The sequence below is a fragment of the Neobacillus oceani genome (assembly GCF_046237595.1).
Classification (GTDB): Bacteria; Bacillota; Bacilli; order Bacillales; family Cytobacillaceae; genus Bacillus_D; species Bacillus_D oceani.
Genome location: NZ_CP143543.1, coordinates 2,499,558 through 2,514,382, shown reverse-complemented (window position 1 = coordinate 2,514,382; position 14,825 = coordinate 2,499,558). Strand labels below are relative to the sequence as shown.

Genomic DNA, 14,825 nt, shown 5'->3' with positions numbered 1-14,825 from the left:
ATGAATAGAAACGCCCTCTAGGCGGGGGCGTTTTTCGCCACGAAAGGAGGCGTACATTTGGAGATATTGGTATATTCGGAAAAATTGCTGTCTCCCGAAAAAGCGGTTGCCCTATTGCGGGATGGCGACTCGGTAATGGTTGGCGGATTCGGTCTGTGCGGCACGCCTTTTACTTTGATTGACGCACTGATCGAGCAGCCTTCAATAATAAATCTGACAATTATCAGCAACAATCTGGGGGAGCCCGGAAAAGGTTTGGGGCTTCTTCTTCATTCCGGCCAAATCAAAAAGGCAATCGGTTCCTACTTCACATCGAACCGTGATGCCGTAAAGGCGTGGAAAAGCGGAGACCTTGAAATCGAACTTTACCCGCAAGGAACTTTTGTCGAAGCAATTCGCGCGGGAGGAGCGGGGATTGCCGCCTTTTTTGTAAAAACCGGCGTCGGCACGGAGCTTGCAAAGGGCAGGGAAGAACGGATATTTAACGGAGAAAGAAATATTCTAGTTGAAGCGATCCGGGCAAAAGCTGCGCTGATTAAAGCCGCTAAGGCGGATGCGCTTGGGAACCTCGTCTATACAAAATCAGCCCGAAACTTCAATCCGGCCATGGCGACGGCAGCGGAGGTGGTGATTGCCGAAGTGGATGAAATTGTCCCAACCGGCTCCCTCGATCCTGAACAAATCGTCACCCCCCACAATTTCGTTGATTATCTAGTGGTAAGCCGCTATGGGAAGGAAGGTGGCGTGTATGTCAAAAAAACCTGATGCCAGAAGGCGGATTGCACGGCGGATCGCACAGGAGCTTAAACCGGGCATGGTGGTAAACCTTGGCGTTGGCATTCCGACACTTATCCCTGAGTTCCTTGAACAGGGGAATGGCGTTTTCCTTCATTCAGAAAACGGCATGCTCGGTATGGGGCCCCCTCCTCCACCAGATGAGCTGGACATGGATTGCATCAGCGCAAGCAAACATCCTGTAACACTTGAACCAGGAGCGGCCATTTTTTCAAGCAGCGACTCGTTCGGGATGATCCGCGGCGGCCATATTGATGTCGTCGTCCTTGGAGCGCTCCAGGTAAGTGAAAAAGGGGAAATCGCCAACTGGGCGGTGCCTGGCACAGATATCCTTGGAGTCGGCGGGGCAATGGACCTTGTTCCAGGGGCGAAAAAAATTATCGCTGCACTGACACATACGGCAAAGGATGGCTCCGTAAAACTTGTCAGGGAATTGACTTACCCGACGACCGGTATCCAGTGCGCGAAGCTCATTGTAACTGAGCTTGCGGTTTTTTCGATTAATGGCGGGAGCATGGTCCTTGAGGAGCTTGCGGAAGGAATGCGGATTGAAGAACTCAAGGCTGTTACCGATGCAAGCTTCACCGTTTCACCGGCGCTGAAAAAGTGGCAGGCCGGCAATTAAAAGGGGGAAAAGGGATGGATTTTTCTTTTTCAGAAGATATTGAACTTCTCCGCACGGCAGTCCGTGAATTTGTGGAGCAGGAAGTCGAAAAAGTAGCAATGGAAATAGAAGAAAACGACGAAATACCTGAAAAAGTTGTCCGGATGTCAATGGACATGGGTCTATTCGGCCTTGGGATACCAGAGGAATACGGAGGGCTGGGCCTTGATATGGTCGGAAAATGCGCCATTTATGAGGAACTCGGCAAGACTCATAACGGTTATACGACTTTAATTGGTGCACATACCGGAATTGGATCGGTCGGAATTGTCGAGTTGGGGACAGATATACAAAAGAATAAATACTTGCCAAAAATGGCGAGCGGCGAGTGGATTGGTGCTTTTGCACTTACAGAACCAAGCGCAGGCTCCAATGCGGTGGCACTCAAAACGAAGGCTGTCAGAAAAGGCGACCGTTATATTCTTAATGGTTCCAAGCATTATATTACAAATGCCGTCTGCGGGCATGTGTTTACGGTTATGGCGGTTACAGACCCAGGCAAGGGCCCAAAAGGAATAACTTCGTTCATAGTCGAGAAAACATTCCCTGGCTTTGTGTTAGGGAATGTGGAACGAAAAATGGGGCTCCGCGGCTCGCATTCCGCCGAACTGTTCTTTGAAGATATGGAAGTCCCGGCGGAAAATGTACTTGGTGAGGAAAATAAGGGGTATGTGAACGCGCTGAAAATCCTTGCGAATGGCCGCGCGGGGTTAGCGGCAAGAAATCTTGGCTCCTGTGAAAAACTTCTTGAGATGAGCCTTGATTACGCAATGAAAAGGGAGCAGTTCGGAAAGCCAATTTTTGAACAGCAGGCCATCCAGCATATGCTCGCCGAAATGGCAGCCGAAATCGAAGTGCTTCGCTCAATCACCTACCGGGTTGCCTGGATGAGCGACCGAAAAATGAGGGTTGTGAAAGAAGCAGCCATCGCGAAGCTGTACGGATCCGAAGTGTATAACCGGATCGCCGACCTTGCCGTCCAGATTCACGGCGGCATCGGCTATATGAAGGATTATCCAATTGAGCGGTTTTACAGGGATGCGCGGATAACGAAAATTTATGAAGGTACAAGCCAGATACAGAAAAACATTATAGCGGCAGAGCTGAAAAGAGGCTTGAAGTAATGGCTGAAAGGAAACAGGCTGTCATTGTCGATGGGATCCGAACGGCCATTGGGCGACTGGGTGGCACATTGAAGGATGTGGAGGCTGACCGCATATCAGAGGCTGTAATCCGTGAACTTTTAGCGAGGACAGGCGTTGGCGGGAGTTTAGTTGACGAAGTTATATGGGGCCATGCGAAGCAAAGCTCCGACACGCCAAACATTGCAAGGCTTGCTTTGTTAAAAGCGGGCCTGCCGGTTGAAGTGCCGGGATACACCGTACATCGCCAATGCGCCTCGGGGTTGCAGGCCATCGTCAACGCAGCTCAGCAAATCGCCTGTGGGGACAGCAACCTGATTTTGGCTGGCGGGGCTGAAAGCATGAGTACGGCACCCTATTATTTGAGAAATGCGCGATACGGTTATGAAGCGGGAAACGGCGAACTGCTTGACCCGAATACGGAAAGCCAGCCAAGGGCACAGCCAATCGAGGTTTATGGGCACCTGACAATGGGCATGACAGCAGAGAATCTCGCCGAAAAGTACAGGATTTCCAGGGAGGAGCAGGACGCATTCGCGCTTGCCAGCCAGGAAAAAGCTGCAGCGGCGATTGCGGCGGGCAAATTCTCGGGTGAAATCATACCAGTAAAGGTGCCATCCAGGAAAGGTGAGCTCTTTTTCGAGAAAGACGAGCATCCAAGGGCCACTTCCCTCGAAAAATTAGGACAGCTAAAGCCGGTGTTCAAAGCCGGTGGAACTGTCACGGCGGGAAATGCGAGCGGAAGGAATGACGGTGCAGCCGCCCTGCTCGTAATGGAGGAAAGGGCCGCAGCCAACGCCGGGCTGAAGCCCCGCGCGAAAATCATCGGCTATGCATCCGCGGGCGTGTCGCCGGAGATCATGGGAATCGGACCTGTACCTGCTACAATAAAGGCATTGAATCAGGCTGGACTTCGGCTGGATGAAATTGATTTAATAGAATTAAATGAAGCGTTTGCAGCCCAGGCGCTGGCCGTAATGAAAGAACTTGGATTGGATTCCGCACGAGTGAATGTCAATGGCGGGGCAATCGCGCTTGGCCATCCTATCGGGGCGACAGGCGCGATTTTAATGGTCAAACTATTACACGAGCTTGAGCGGAGCGGCAAGAGGTATGGTCTTGTAACTCTTTGCATCGGCGGTGGCCAGGGACTGACCATGATTGTTGAAAATTTACGAATTTGATAAATGAGGGACTGTTGAATGAAGAAGCCAAAAATTTTACAAATCCTGTCCATGTACCACCCTGAAGGTGAAAAAATACTTCTCGAAGGTGCCGAGGTGATCAGGACTGACAACATTGAAACGGAACACCTTTGCCAATTGGCCGCTGATGTGGACGGCATTGTCCTGCGCGCCCCTGCCAGGATTACAAGGGATATCATTGACGCTGCCCCTAATCTTAAGGCGATTTCTGGGGCAGGCGTCGGCCTGGATAATATTGATGTGGTACATGCAACATCGAGAGGGATTCCAGTCCTTCATGCGCCGTCCGTCAACGCTGTTTCAACAGCGGAGCATGCCGTCATGCTGATCATGGCGATTGGGAAAAACCTAATTCCGTTCCACAATGAAATGAGCCAAGGAAATTACGCATCAAGGACTCGTATTAAAACGTATGAACTACAAGGCAAAAAAGCCGGAATCATAGGTTTTGGGAGCATTGCAAAAGAAACCGCCAAACGCCTGAAACTCGGGTTGGGCATGGACGTTACCGCATGGGTCCGTAAATACAATGAGAAAAAGCACGGTGCGGCACGGGAGTGGGGAATTACAATCACAGAGGATCTGGAGTCTATTTTCTCCGAATCGGACTTTATTTCGCTTCATATCCCTTTAACCGGACAGACGCGAGGACTCGTTGGAAGGCATCTGCTTGATCTAATGAAGCCAACGTCTTTCCTTATCAATACGGCAAGGGGAGGGATTGTCGACCAGGGTGCTCTGTATGAGGTTTTAAAGGACAAAAAAATCGCAGGAGCAGCTCTAGATGTATTCGATCCTGAGCCGCCAAAACCGGGTGATCCAATTTTGTCGCTTCCAAATGTAATTGTCACCCCGCATGTCGGCGGGACGACAGTTGAATGTAATTATATTATGTCAACAACCGTTGCGAAGAATATCCTCCAGGCAGTAAAAGGAGAAAAACCTGATTATGTCGGGAACCCCGAAGTATTTAAATGAAATGGGGATAAAAAATGACTAGGCATTATTCAATTGCCCTTATTCCGGGGGACGGAGTCGGAGTGGATGTCATCGGTGAAGGAAGAAAAGTACTGGAAGCGCTGTGCAAGCTTGATGGCGGGCTGAAATTCGACTATCAGGAATTTGATTGGAGTTGTGAGTATTACCTGAAAAATGGCGTGATGATGCCGGAAAATGGGCTTGAACAGCTGAAGGGATATGATTCAATCTACCTTGGCGCAGTCGGTTATCCAGGCGTTCCGGACCATGTTTCCCTTTGGGGGCTGTTATTGCCGATCCGGCGCCAATTCCAGCAGTATATCAACCTTCGCCCTGTTAAGCTGTTAAGGGGATTGAAATCTCCACTGGCGGGAAAAGACCTGCGGGACCTCGATTTTATCGTAATCAGGGAAAACAATGAAGGCGAATATTCCAGCATCGGCGGGCGGATGTATGAAGGCACTGCGATGGATATGGCTATTCAAAGCGCCGTTTTTACAAGACATGGGGTCGAACGGGTCTTGCGCTATGCCTTTTCTCTAGCAAGCAGGCAGGGAAAAAGAAAAAAGCTGACGGCGGCTACAAAATCAAACGGCATTAACCATTCAATGCCGTTCTGGGATGAATACGTCAGGAAAATAAACAGCGAGTATCCTGACGTCATAACCGAAATTACCCATATCGATGCCCTCGCCGCATTTTTCGTTACAAAACCGGAAACATTTGAAGTAGTCGTCGCCTCGAACCTGTTTGGCGATATCCTTACAGACCTCGGAGCAGCAATTGTCGGGGGACTCGGCATCGCGCCTTCCGCGAACATCAATCCTGAAAAGGATTTCCCGTCCATGTTCGAACCGGTCCATGGATCGGCTCCGGATATCGCCGGAAAAGGAATTGCAAACCCGACTGCCGCCATATGGTGCGCCGGGATGATGTTGGACCATCTTGGTGAATACGAGCTGTCGGCGGTCCTAATGGAATCACTACAGCAAGTTCTGGAGGAAGGCACGGCCTTGACGCCTGATCTTGGAGGGACGGCATCCACCTGGAAATTTGGAGATGAAGTTTGCCAAAAAATCATTGAAAAAGGGTAAATTTTTCTGCTGCTGCCGCTTTACTTTGCTGATTTCCCTATGATACTATTTCAATGAAAACCAATATAGCCTTTTAAGGGAGTATGTTTTATGTCGGGAGCCGTTCTTAACTAATCCAATCAATTGGATACACTCATTCTGGCCGTGTTTTCCTCCAAAATGAATGTTTTGGGGAAAGCTTATTTAGGTGTGGCCTGGAATGAAAGTTAAGAACAATGGCCATACAAGCATACAATCCTTTAACCGTTGTAGCTGTGTACCTTTGTGCACAGCTATTTATTTTGGTTAGGCAACCAATGCTTTTTTAACTCTACAACAACCCGTCGATCGGGGTTTTATTAAGAGTTATAATGGCTTTTTGCCAAAAGGATTAAGAAAGCGGAACATATCCGCTTCTTTGCGGAGCCGCGTTGACATTGTTCAGCGTGGCTATTTTTATTTTTGGAGGGAAAAAAATTGAACGAACACACATTTACTACATTGGACTTTTGCAAAATCAAAGAAGAGCTTTCCGCCCATGCTTTGACCAGTGCGGGAAAAGCCAGGATTGCCAGCCTGGTTCCGTCAACTAACCTTATACAAATTAGGGTGCTACTAGACGAACTTGCGGAAGCGGAGCAAATCATGGCGATCAGCACAAGTGTTCCCGTACATGGCCTCGAGGGAATCGACACGTTGTTGGAAGGGCTGAATAAAGGAGTCGCGCTTAGGCCGGAGCAATTCAGCAGGCTTTATGATTTCCTGGATTGCTGCGGGAAAATGAAGCGATTTATGAAGGATAAGGAATACGTGGCTCCAAGGGTATCCAGCTATATTTATTCAATCGATGAACTGCCTGCCCTCGCTGAAGAAATCATCCGCTGCATCCGGCATGGCGCTGTTGATGACTATGCGAGCAAAGAGCTTTTAAAAATCCGGAAGCAACTCGCCATCCAGGAGGAACGGCTCAAGGAAAAAGTGCAGCAAATGGTCCGCTCCAATAAATACAAACCGTATTTGCAGGATCATATCATTAGCCAGCGAGACGGGCGGTATGTCATTTCGGTAAAAAAGGAATACCGGACAAAGGTTAAAGGGGCGGTGCTTGATACATCTGCTTCCGGGTCGACACTGTTCATCGAACCAGAGGAAATAGCCGCTTTTTCCGAACATCTATTGTGGCTGAAGTCGGACGAGGAAGCCGAAGTCCAGAAAATCCTTTCCTATTTGACCGGGCTTGTAGAAGCAAATGAGCAGAAAATCCGCTTGGCGGTGGAAACGATGGTCCATTACGATTTCTTGTTTGCAAAAGCGAAATATGCACGTGCTATTAACGGCAAAAAGGTTTCGGTCAATGAATCGCATGTTATGAACCTTAAAGGCGCCAGGCATCCGCTGCTCGCCAGCAAGGCTGTTCCCTTTACGATAGCGATTGGCAGCCCGGAGAACGCGCTTGTCATTACCGGCCCAAATACCGGAGGGAAAACAGTCGCGATCAAAACGGTGGGACTGCTGGCGTTGATGGTACAATCTGGTCTCTTTATCCCGGTTTCAGAGGGGAGTGAGATTGCTGTCTATCAGAAAATCCTCGTTGATATCGGCGACGGGCAAAGCATTTTGGATAACTTGAGCACATTCAGTTCAAGAATTGTAAACATTATTGAAATCCTGAAGGAAACAAATGACCTCACCCTCGTCCTTCTTGATGAACTCGGATCTGGAACGGACCCGGGAGAAGGGATGGGGCTTGCGGCCGCCATCCTTGAGCAACTTTATGCAAAAGGCGCTACCTTGCTGGCGACGACGCATTACAGCGAAATAAAGGATTTTGCCAATCAGCACTACGGTTTTATGAACGGGTCAATGGAATTTGACCTTGATACGCTTCAGCCAACATACAGGCTGACCATCGGCAAGGGCGGCAAGAGCCAGGCGTTTGCGATAGCGCTGAAACTGGGCATGCATCCGGAACTAATTAAGAGAGCGCACCGGATCACCTACAGGGAAGAAAAAGATTATTCCCATTTAGTAACAGATAATCGGCGACTAATCGAAATGGAACGACAAATGATCGTCAACCGGCACCAGCAAAGGGTGAAAAATGAAATGAATGGCGCAGCGAAGGCAGTAGCTTCTTTTAACATGGGGGACAATGTCGTGATTTCTCCAGGGAACGAATACGGGATTATTTATAAAGGCCCTGATGAGCTGGGGAATTACATCGTCCAGGTAAAAGGGGAAAAGAAGAAATACAATCATAAGCGCCTGGAACTAAAAATTGCGGCTAGCGAACTCTATCCACCGGATTATGATTTTGACATTGTGTTCAAATCGAAGGAAAATAGAAAAGCGGATAAAATTATTTCGAAAAGGCACGAATCAGGCATTACCATCGAATACGAAGAATAAACAGGAAAAGGCATGCCGGGTTCATGGGCATGCCTGATTTATTAAGACCATCTTAGAAGCATTTTTCCAAAAGCCCGGCGGGAATTGAACCCGCTAGATGCGCATCAGCCTGGCAATCCAGGCCGCGGCCGCTCTGCCGTTGAGCTACAGGCTTTCCGCTCTAGTTTGTCCAATCCTTCTACAGTTATTCGGCGTCCCCTTTTCTCTTTCGTCTGCGGATTTCTTCGGATACAATGAAAGCAAGATCGTCGTTGCCAAAAAGGGATAAAGCGCCAAGAACGGTATTGTCCGGCACTTCTCCGGCTTCCTCTTTTGGAACAGTGAGCTCTATGGCTTCCCGTAAAGCATGGTTTCCTTTCTGTCCCGGATAGGCACTCAAATACAGTTCTTCCGGGTCTAACCCATTATTAACGCACCATTGGGCAAAAATAAGGATCATCATCTTTTCATCAGCCTGATAGTTCTGGATGATCTGTTCTTGCAGGTCTTTTTTATCCATAACGAGTCTCCCAATAACAGTTTTTATTTTAAGTATAAACAATTGCAGGGCGGCGAAAAAGTTTTTTCATCCCGTGCAGGGAAAACACATGAAGTGTCGAATTGTCCATGTAAGGAGTGAAGCCATTTGGATACAGTGATTCTAGTGACCTATAAAATTCCGGGAATGCCGATGCCGATCAAGATTGCTTCAACCATTGAACCGAATAAAGAACAAATTTTTCATAAATTGACAGAGCTCGTTAAAGAGAATAACATGGAAGGCGATATTCAATTCAGGAAACTCCTTGTAGAAAAGGAAAATTCCATGTACATATTCGAACTTGACGGAAAAAGGTGTATGGTGCTGGTCGAAAAACTGGCAAAAATAAAGGAATTTGATTCCTGATTGAATGTTTGTAGGCATTAATTTGTTCTCCAAAGGGAAAACAATGAAAGAAAGCATTCTTTTAAAGTGAGGGGAAGCATGATGGAAAAAATTGAAGTAGGCGAAATCTTTACCATAAGCGATGAAAATAATGAGGAAGCGCAGGTTGAGGTACTGGCCATAATGGAAGTTGACGGTACCCCGTATGCGGCTGTAAGCTTCCTTGAGGACCTGCAGGAAGAGACGGATGATGACATTGATATTTTTTTCCTGAAAGTCGATGAGGAAGGCGACCTGGACGCCATCCAGTCAGATGAGGAGTTTGACAAAGTCGCGCGTGCGTTCGAGGAATTGATGGATCAGGAAGAAATGGAAGACTGATAAGCGGAAGGGGCTGGCTGTTGCTGCCCCTTCCGTTTATTTTCTATGCGAGTTTCCCTTTGCAGCAGAGAAGGAGATGCTTTTCATTTCGTCCCCGATAGCCCTGGCCAGACTTGTTTCACCTTTGCTGTCATGGCCCGCCTCCCAGAGCATCAATCCTCCAAAATTATTTGCCATTGCCAACCTCGTTTTTTTCTTAACAGTTTCCACCCCATTATAGAAATAAACCGTGCCGTTCATTGCGATAGTGTCTTCCCTGGCGTAAGACGGGTAATTTTCGACGATTGCAGCATAGGACACTTGTTTTGCTTCCTGATTTTCAGGCTGCCCATAGAGCGGCAAGCCTAGGACAAGCTTTTCCCTGGGTATGCCAAGTTGATCAAACATGCTGGACCAATAACGGACAATGTTTTTAGTGAAACCATAAGGAGCAAGGTTTTTGGCATGATAGCCACCGTCCCACTGGCCGTCATATGCCATGATGTTCACATGGTCGGCAGCCTTGAAGATACCAGGCGTATAAATAACCGATTCAACTGTTTCGCCGGTAACCGCGTTTATTTTTGAATGGACTGCAATGGACAGTTCCTTTTTAGCAGGCCTAAGCCTTTCGCTTAGCTCTTGCGCAAGAAGTTCCAGGTTGGCCGCATCCCGTTCTGTCCGGGGATGTTCAAAATCGAGGTCAATGCCATCCAAATTTTCTGTTTCTACGATGTGGATTAAATTATTGACAAGGTTTTTGCGTGCTTCCGGATTGCTGATCGCCGCAGAGAAATATGGATAAGACTGGCCGCCCTGTATATGGTACCAACCTCCAACCGCAAGAATTGCCTTAGTCCCTTCACGATGGGCAAGGGATACTGTTTTTCTGAGATTTTCTCGCGCCATGCCGCCGTTGAACAAAACAGAGCCATCCGCTGTTGGATGCGCGAATGAAAAAAGAATATGGGTAAACGCCGTAAAATCTATTTCCTCGGGATTTCGGAAATCCTGTACGTAGCCTATAACTACTTTAGAAGAGCCAGATTGAACTGTATCAGTACGTTCATTTTCCATTCCATCGGAACTTGAAGAAGGCATATACGCTTCTTTTGCGAGATTCCCAGAATAATAGATTCCCGAAAAAAATCCGCCCGCAAAGAAAGCAAGCAGCATGATACCTAGAATGATTTTCTTTCGAGAAAGCATGTTAACCCACCTTTTAAACATTGCTGATTAAAAGTGTAACAGAAATTAGGCGGGAAGAAGGTGGCAATTAAAGGGAAGCCGAGCATGAGCACAAAAGAGCCAGCCGGAATTCGCTGGCACTCTTTTTTCTGTGTAAAATTATTATCGGAAAGAAATACCCAGTTCTGTGGAAAAGGCTTGCCGAGAGCCCAATAGCTTACACCCCGCAGCATGTATTCTTTAATCAGAATTGAAAATAGGGCGCGCTTAATATTGAAAGGGAATGAAGGGAAGAATATTACGCGGAGGATGCAACAAGGGTGATGAAACATCCGCGTTTCACTGAATGAAAGGAGAGACATCGTATGGAAAAAGAAGAGAAAGAAGTGAATGAACATCGAGAAAATGATGATACAAAGACTACATATGGACTTAAAAAGGATGAAAGCCTCCTGTCTGTAAAATTTGCTCCTCCTGAAAATCCGGATTTAAGAGAATAATGTAATGCCATAACGAAAATCAAGCCCTTTACTGGATGGAATGTGAAAAGCCCGGCGGATGCGGGCTTTTTTTCTGTGTACAGGGTTAGCCCTGGTTTGGCTTTTCAACTAGGATCGACTTCATCGTATGAAGCGATTGTGACGGAAGTGGAATTCCCTTTTCGCTGGTCTTCTTCTGTTGCGGTCTGGCTTAGCTGCGCATCTGTATCAAGCCCAGGAGCAATTGTCGGCGCCTGTTCAGTATCTTTCTTTTTGTTCATATTGACACTCCTTGAATGTATGGACTTATCAATAATTAGTATTTGCATTATGCAAATTATTACACAGCCTTCTTTGAATTGTCTTAATAGAAATCTGGAAATTGACACAACCTAACCACAATGGTCTTTAAGTGGAGGTGAAGGAATTGAAAACGAAGGATGATTTTATAAAAGGAGCAAAAATAACTTCCGATAGCCATGTTTTCGGTCCGCCGAATGGAGGAAGCGAAAATCATCATTCCCCCCAGACTGTTAAAAAGGGGACTAAAGGCGATTCGAATAACCGTAATCAGTAAAGGAGCTTGGAGGGAAAACGATGAAAAAAGAACAAACGGACAGGAAAGGGCCCGCCCAACAAATTGAGAACAGCCCCACAGGTTATGGATTTGTTCCGGTCCATCCGAATAAGCAAGAAAACGGCGGTAAATCCAAATTTAAAAATCAATAATATCAGTTCGTGGATGGAGTGGATGATGGAGTGGGTGCGATAGACAAGTTTGGTTACCGATTTGAACCCGAATTCAGTGTCATAAGCCAGAACGGGGCCATCCATGTTTACAAAAATGGTGAATTTGTTGAAGAAATCAAATTCACTTTTAGCGGGAAGTTCCCGGTTTTGGATGAGATTGAGCAAATCGTTGACGAGTATTGCCATAACAAAGGGATTTAATAAGGGCCATTTGCTAGCGGAAAATTCGCCCAATAATCCGGCCAATCGGCCTTTTTTTCGTTACTTTAATCCTGGCCGCCGCCAGGTATTTGACTTTAAGAAACAGCCGCCAGCGAGGCATTAAGAATCAAGGAGGTTGCCATGACAGTTTATGTTTATCAAACCTTTGAAATCAAGCAGGAGAAGTTTATGGAGGCATTTGCAAATCTTGAGAAAATCGTCAGCTATCGGAACGACCATTACAGCCACAAAGTCGAACTATTATCGCCTATCGCGGGCCCGGACTATTCCTATGTGCTCCTTTCAGAATACGAAGGCCTGGGGGAAATGGAGCTCCAAAACAGGAAAATGTTTGACGATGACGAGTATAAGAAAATATTCACGCCTTTCTTTCTTGAATATGTCGTCCAGGGAAGCATGACGACTGCCATGTACCGGACAGTTGAACGAAACGCGGGAAAACCTGTTGAGGATGAAGAGGAAAAAGAAGAATAACTACATTCCATTTAGTGCTATGTACTATACGATGAAAACCTTTTACTTTTGAGAAAATACCGTAAGGAGGTATTTCATGGACTTTTTTATCCCTTCGGCCAAATCTGGGCACAAAGGTGGCGGCAAAGGCAAGGGAAGCCTAAAATGGTGGCAGTTGTCGTTAATAGGAATCGGGTGTACAATTGGCACCGGTTTCTTCCTTGGATCAGCCATAGGGATTAAAACGACTGGTCCATCACTTGTATTTTCTTTTTTATTGGCAGCTTTTGGTACGTACACAGTTTACAATTTGTTGGCGAAAATGACCGCGGAAGATCCCCAGGACGGTTCGTTCTGTTATTATGCAGGGAAGGCTTTTGGACAGTGGGCGGGATTTAGCTGCGGTTGGAATTATTGGTCGTCTAATATCCTTATTATGGGCAGCCAATTGACAGCATTGTCCATCCTGTCGAGGTTTTGGTTTCCTAATATTCCTCTTTGGCTTTTTGCTGCGGGGTATGCAGTCTTATCAATCCTGGTTGTCATTACGGGCAACAAGGGTTTCGATAAGGTGGAAAATTTGCTTGCCGTTATCAAGACGTCGGCAATCATCATGTTCATCATTTTGGCAATACTTGCCCTAACAGGCGTACTTCACGGGGATGTAAAGCATCCCGGCATTCCGGATTCGATGGGCGGTTTTTTTCCAAATGGGCTTATGGGCTTCTGGGCATCGCTCATTTACGCCTACTACGCCTATGGGGGGATTGAAGTAATCGGTTTAATGGCGACAAGGCTGAAAAAGAAGGAAGATGCCCCAAAAGCGGGAATCATTATGCTGATCGTCCTTGTGGCCATTTACTTCCTGGCAATCGGCTTCGCGGTCATCATGGCTAATTATGGCGAATTTAACGACAAGGAAAGCCCATTTGTCACAGCCATGGAACATTACAACCTTTCTTTTTTTCCCCATGTATTTAATGCCGCTATCATTATGGCGGGTTTTTCGACAATGACAGCCTCCTTGTTCGGGGTTACTACCTTGCTGGTAACTTTATCAAAAAGCAAGGATGCGCCAGCTATTTTTGCGAAAAAAATAAAATGGAAACATGTGCCTTTGCCATCGCTCGGGTTGGCGGCGGTAGGCTTATTGGCTTCAATCATTACGGCATTGCTACTACCGGGCAAAATTTACGAATATATCACAACAGCAGCGGGAATTCTCATTTTGTTTAATTGGGGATTTATTATCCTTTCCGGCCTCCGTATCCTCGAAACAGGCAAAGGGGGAAAGGTTCTTGCCTTCATGGGCTTGTTGCTGTTGCTTGCGGCGGCAAGCGGTACACTTGCGGAAAGCGAAATCCGTTTTGGCTTTTTTGTAAGTATCGGGTTTGTTCTAATCATAGGAATCGCGACGCTGATCATGCACTTTAAGGTTTGGAAAAAGCAAAAGCCGGCATAAAGAATCATGCTCCTTTTCAGGGGCTTTTTCTTTTGCCCAATTTTTGCAGGAAGGTGTGAATCCAACGAGAATGGGTAGATTATATGTACAGAAGTCATCATGTCATTATGAGCGGGGAGGAAATCAATTGACTATAGACACCAGGTTCCCATTTTACGATCATGTTCTTGGCCTGTTAGCTCCTTTTTTGCCGATGATTGTCAATGATATGTCCGGGCAGATTATTGAATTGGATGTCGATGATTCGGAAGACGATGAGGTTTTTGCAGAAACCGTTTATGAAACCGAAATGGACGGGGAGTTTGAAGATGACGAGGATCCTGACTACCTGAACATCGCGATTTCTTTTGAAAGGGGCATTTTTCCTGATTCAAATGTGGACGATTCTTTCGATGATTTGCAGAAATGTGATTATGAAGTGATCATCAAGCCCTTTTTTACAATAAAACCTTACATCTTGTTTGGCCTCAATAATAATAAGACGAAGCAATTTTTTGCGGAGGTCAGTGAATTTGATGAATTCCAACCCATTGAAATTCTTGAGCGGTTTGCGATGCTTATCCATGCTTTGTTCAAGGATGAAACGCTTTATAATAAAATTTTTATTATGACGAACATGGCCCATTTGTCGATTCGGGAACTGATTGCATTTGACGAGCCTACTTATATCAAAGGAAAAAGCGGGGATATCCAATACGTTTCAAGCCCTTACTTTGAGCTCGATAATCCATCGATCCATGAATTCCTAATCAAACAAAAGCATTACAATTAAAAAGGGAG

At 46.5% G+C, this 14,825-nt stretch carries 19 protein-coding genes and 1 tRNA gene; 16 read left to right on the top strand and 4 right to left on the bottom strand.

Annotated elements, in window-relative coordinates; genetic code table 11:
- The first annotated feature begins 57 nt into the window (after window positions 1–57).
- The 7 genes from V1499_RS12555 (at window position 58) to V1499_RS12525 (ending at window position 8,266) form a co-directional block, all read left to right on the top strand.
- Window positions 58–765, top strand: a complete 708-nt coding sequence (locus tag V1499_RS12555; protein WP_409270258.1) for a CoA transferase subunit A — start codon at window positions 58–60, stop codon at window positions 763–765.
- Complete coding sequence (locus tag V1499_RS12550) at window positions 749–1,420, top strand: 3-oxoacid CoA-transferase subunit B (protein WP_409270257.1); 672 nt, start codon at window positions 749–751, stop codon at window positions 1,418–1,420. The genes V1499_RS12555 and V1499_RS12550 overlap by 17 nt, the downstream gene beginning before the upstream one ends.
- Window positions 1,421–1,434: 14 nt before the next feature.
- Window positions 1,435–2,583: an acyl-CoA dehydrogenase family protein gene (locus V1499_RS12545; RefSeq protein ID WP_409270256.1), complete on the top strand. Its 1,149-nt coding sequence runs from the start codon at window positions 1,435–1,437 to the stop codon at window positions 2,581–2,583.
- Window positions 2,583–3,785: a thiolase family protein gene (locus V1499_RS12540; protein WP_409270255.1), complete on the top strand. Its 1,203-nt coding sequence runs from the start codon at window positions 2,583–2,585 to the stop codon at window positions 3,783–3,785. The genes V1499_RS12545 and V1499_RS12540 overlap by 1 nt, the downstream gene beginning before the upstream one ends.
- Before the next feature lie 18 nt (window positions 3,786–3,803).
- Window positions 3,804–4,784: a hydroxyacid dehydrogenase gene (locus tag V1499_RS12535; RefSeq protein WP_409270254.1), complete on the top strand. Its 981-nt coding sequence runs from the start codon at window positions 3,804–3,806 to the stop codon at window positions 4,782–4,784.
- 14 nt (window positions 4,785–4,798) lie between these two features.
- Window positions 4,799–5,878: a tartrate dehydrogenase gene (locus V1499_RS12530; protein ID WP_409270253.1), complete on the top strand. Its 1,080-nt coding sequence runs from the start codon at window positions 4,799–4,801 to the stop codon at window positions 5,876–5,878.
- A 456-nt stretch (window positions 5,879–6,334) separates the two neighbouring features.
- Entirely contained in the window at window positions 6,335–8,266 is a 1,932-nt protein-coding gene (locus V1499_RS12525; RefSeq protein WP_409270252.1) for an endonuclease MutS2, read from the top strand.
- A 69-nt stretch (window positions 8,267–8,335) separates the two neighbouring features.
- Here the strand turns inward: V1499_RS12525 and V1499_RS12520 are convergent.
- Together V1499_RS12520 and V1499_RS12515 are read right to left on the bottom strand one after the other, a co-directional pair.
- A tRNA-Ser gene (locus tag V1499_RS12520) sits at window positions 8,336–8,420 on the bottom strand.
- Between the two features lie 30 nt (window positions 8,421–8,450).
- On the bottom strand, window positions 8,451–8,765 hold the full coding sequence (locus tag V1499_RS12515) for a hypothetical protein (protein WP_409270251.1): 315 nt from the start codon (window positions 8,763–8,765) through the stop codon (window positions 8,451–8,453).
- Window positions 8,766–8,891: 126 nt separating this feature from the next.
- Between V1499_RS12515 and V1499_RS12510 the strand changes: the two genes are divergently transcribed.
- Window positions 8,892–9,152: a hypothetical protein gene (locus V1499_RS12510; protein WP_409270250.1), complete on the top strand. Its 261-nt coding sequence runs from the start codon at window positions 8,892–8,894 to the stop codon at window positions 9,150–9,152.
- An 81-nt stretch (window positions 9,153–9,233) separates the two neighbouring features.
- Entirely contained in the window at window positions 9,234–9,512 is a 279-nt protein-coding gene (locus tag V1499_RS12505) for a DUF1292 domain-containing protein (protein ID WP_409270249.1), read from the top strand.
- 36 nt (window positions 9,513–9,548) lie between these two features.
- Here V1499_RS12505 and V1499_RS12500 read toward each other — a convergent pair whose 3' ends face one another.
- Window positions 9,549–10,700, bottom strand: a complete 1,152-nt coding sequence (locus V1499_RS12500; protein WP_409270248.1) for a glycoside hydrolase family 18 protein — start codon at window positions 10,698–10,700, stop codon at window positions 9,549–9,551.
- A 344-nt stretch (window positions 10,701–11,044) separates the two neighbouring features.
- Between V1499_RS12500 and V1499_RS12495 the strand changes: the two genes are divergently transcribed.
- A complete protein-coding gene (locus V1499_RS12495; RefSeq protein WP_409270247.1) occupies window positions 11,045–11,179 on the top strand; it encodes a hypothetical protein in 135 nt (44 codons plus the stop codon).
- Between the two features lie 104 nt (window positions 11,180–11,283).
- Here the strand turns inward: V1499_RS12495 and V1499_RS12490 are convergent, their stop codons facing one another.
- Window positions 11,284–11,439 (bottom strand): hypothetical protein, encoded by a 156-nt coding sequence (locus V1499_RS12490; protein WP_409270246.1) that lies wholly within the window; start codon window positions 11,437–11,439, stop codon window positions 11,284–11,286.
- Window positions 11,440–11,585: 146 nt separating this feature from the next.
- Between V1499_RS12490 and V1499_RS12485 the strand changes: the two genes are divergently transcribed.
- The 6 genes from V1499_RS12485 (at window position 11,586) to V1499_RS12460 (ending at window position 14,817) form a co-directional block, all read left to right on the top strand.
- Window positions 11,586–11,735 (top strand): hypothetical protein, encoded by a 150-nt coding sequence (locus V1499_RS12485; RefSeq protein ID WP_316570021.1) that lies wholly within the window; start codon window positions 11,586–11,588, stop codon window positions 11,733–11,735.
- A gap of 20 nt (window positions 11,736–11,755) precedes the next feature.
- Window positions 11,756–11,887 (top strand): hypothetical protein, encoded by a 132-nt coding sequence (locus V1499_RS12480; RefSeq protein ID WP_409270245.1) that lies wholly within the window; start codon window positions 11,756–11,758, stop codon window positions 11,885–11,887.
- A 30-nt stretch (window positions 11,888–11,917) separates the two neighbouring features.
- Window positions 11,918–12,109 (top strand): YbxH family protein, encoded by a 192-nt coding sequence (locus V1499_RS12475; RefSeq protein WP_316570023.1) that lies wholly within the window; start codon window positions 11,918–11,920, stop codon window positions 12,107–12,109.
- A 141-nt stretch (window positions 12,110–12,250) separates the two neighbouring features.
- Window positions 12,251–12,604 (top strand): hypothetical protein, encoded by a 354-nt coding sequence (locus V1499_RS12470; RefSeq protein WP_409270244.1) that lies wholly within the window; start codon window positions 12,251–12,253, stop codon window positions 12,602–12,604.
- Window positions 12,605–12,680: 76 nt separating this feature from the next.
- Entirely contained in the window at window positions 12,681–14,045 is a 1,365-nt protein-coding gene (locus V1499_RS12465; protein ID WP_409270243.1) for an amino acid permease, read from the top strand.
- Window positions 14,046–14,172: 127 nt separating this feature from the next.
- Window positions 14,173–14,817: a hypothetical protein gene (locus tag V1499_RS12460; protein WP_409270242.1), complete on the top strand. Its 645-nt coding sequence runs from the start codon at window positions 14,173–14,175 to the stop codon at window positions 14,815–14,817.
- Window positions 14,818–14,825: the final 8 nt, after the last annotated feature.

What these genes read in the sequence shown, in the direction of transcription:
- V1499_RS12550 (WP_409270257.1), top strand. Translation starts at nt 749, where the DNA reads ATGTCAAAAAAACCTGATGCCAGAAGGCGGATTGCACGGCGGATCGCA.
- V1499_RS12545 (WP_409270256.1), top strand. Translation starts at nt 1,435, where the DNA reads ATGGATTTTTCTTTTTCAGAAGATATTGAACTTCTCCGCACGGCAGTC.
- V1499_RS12540 (WP_409270255.1), top strand. Translation starts at nt 2,583, where the DNA reads ATGGCTGAAAGGAAACAGGCTGTCATTGTCGATGGGATCCGAACGGCC.
- V1499_RS12535 (WP_409270254.1), top strand. Translation starts at nt 3,804, where the DNA reads ATGAAGAAGCCAAAAATTTTACAAATCCTGTCCATGTACCACCCTGAA.
- V1499_RS12530 (WP_409270253.1), top strand. Translation starts at nt 4,799, where the DNA reads ATGACTAGGCATTATTCAATTGCCCTTATTCCGGGGGACGGAGTCGGA.
- V1499_RS12515 (WP_409270251.1), bottom strand. Translation starts at nt 8,765, where the DNA reads ATGGATAAAAAAGACCTGCAAGAACAGATCATCCAGAACTATCAGGCT.
- V1499_RS12505 (WP_409270249.1), top strand. Translation starts at nt 9,234, where the DNA reads ATGGAAAAAATTGAAGTAGGCGAAATCTTTACCATAAGCGATGAAAAT.
- V1499_RS12500 (WP_409270248.1), bottom strand. Translation starts at nt 10,700, where the DNA reads ATGCTTTCTCGAAAGAAAATCATTCTAGGTATCATGCTGCTTGCTTTC.
- V1499_RS12495 (WP_409270247.1), top strand. Translation starts at nt 11,045, where the DNA reads ATGGAAAAAGAAGAGAAAGAAGTGAATGAACATCGAGAAAATGATGAT.
- V1499_RS12490 (WP_409270246.1), bottom strand. Translation starts at nt 11,439, where the DNA reads ATGAACAAAAAGAAAGATACTGAACAGGCGCCGACAATTGCTCCTGGG.
- V1499_RS12480 (WP_409270245.1), top strand. Translation starts at nt 11,756, where the DNA reads ATGAAAAAAGAACAAACGGACAGGAAAGGGCCCGCCCAACAAATTGAG.
- V1499_RS12470 (WP_409270244.1), top strand. Translation starts at nt 12,251, where the DNA reads ATGACAGTTTATGTTTATCAAACCTTTGAAATCAAGCAGGAGAAGTTT.
- V1499_RS12465 (WP_409270243.1), top strand. Translation starts at nt 12,681, where the DNA reads ATGGACTTTTTTATCCCTTCGGCCAAATCTGGGCACAAAGGTGGCGGC.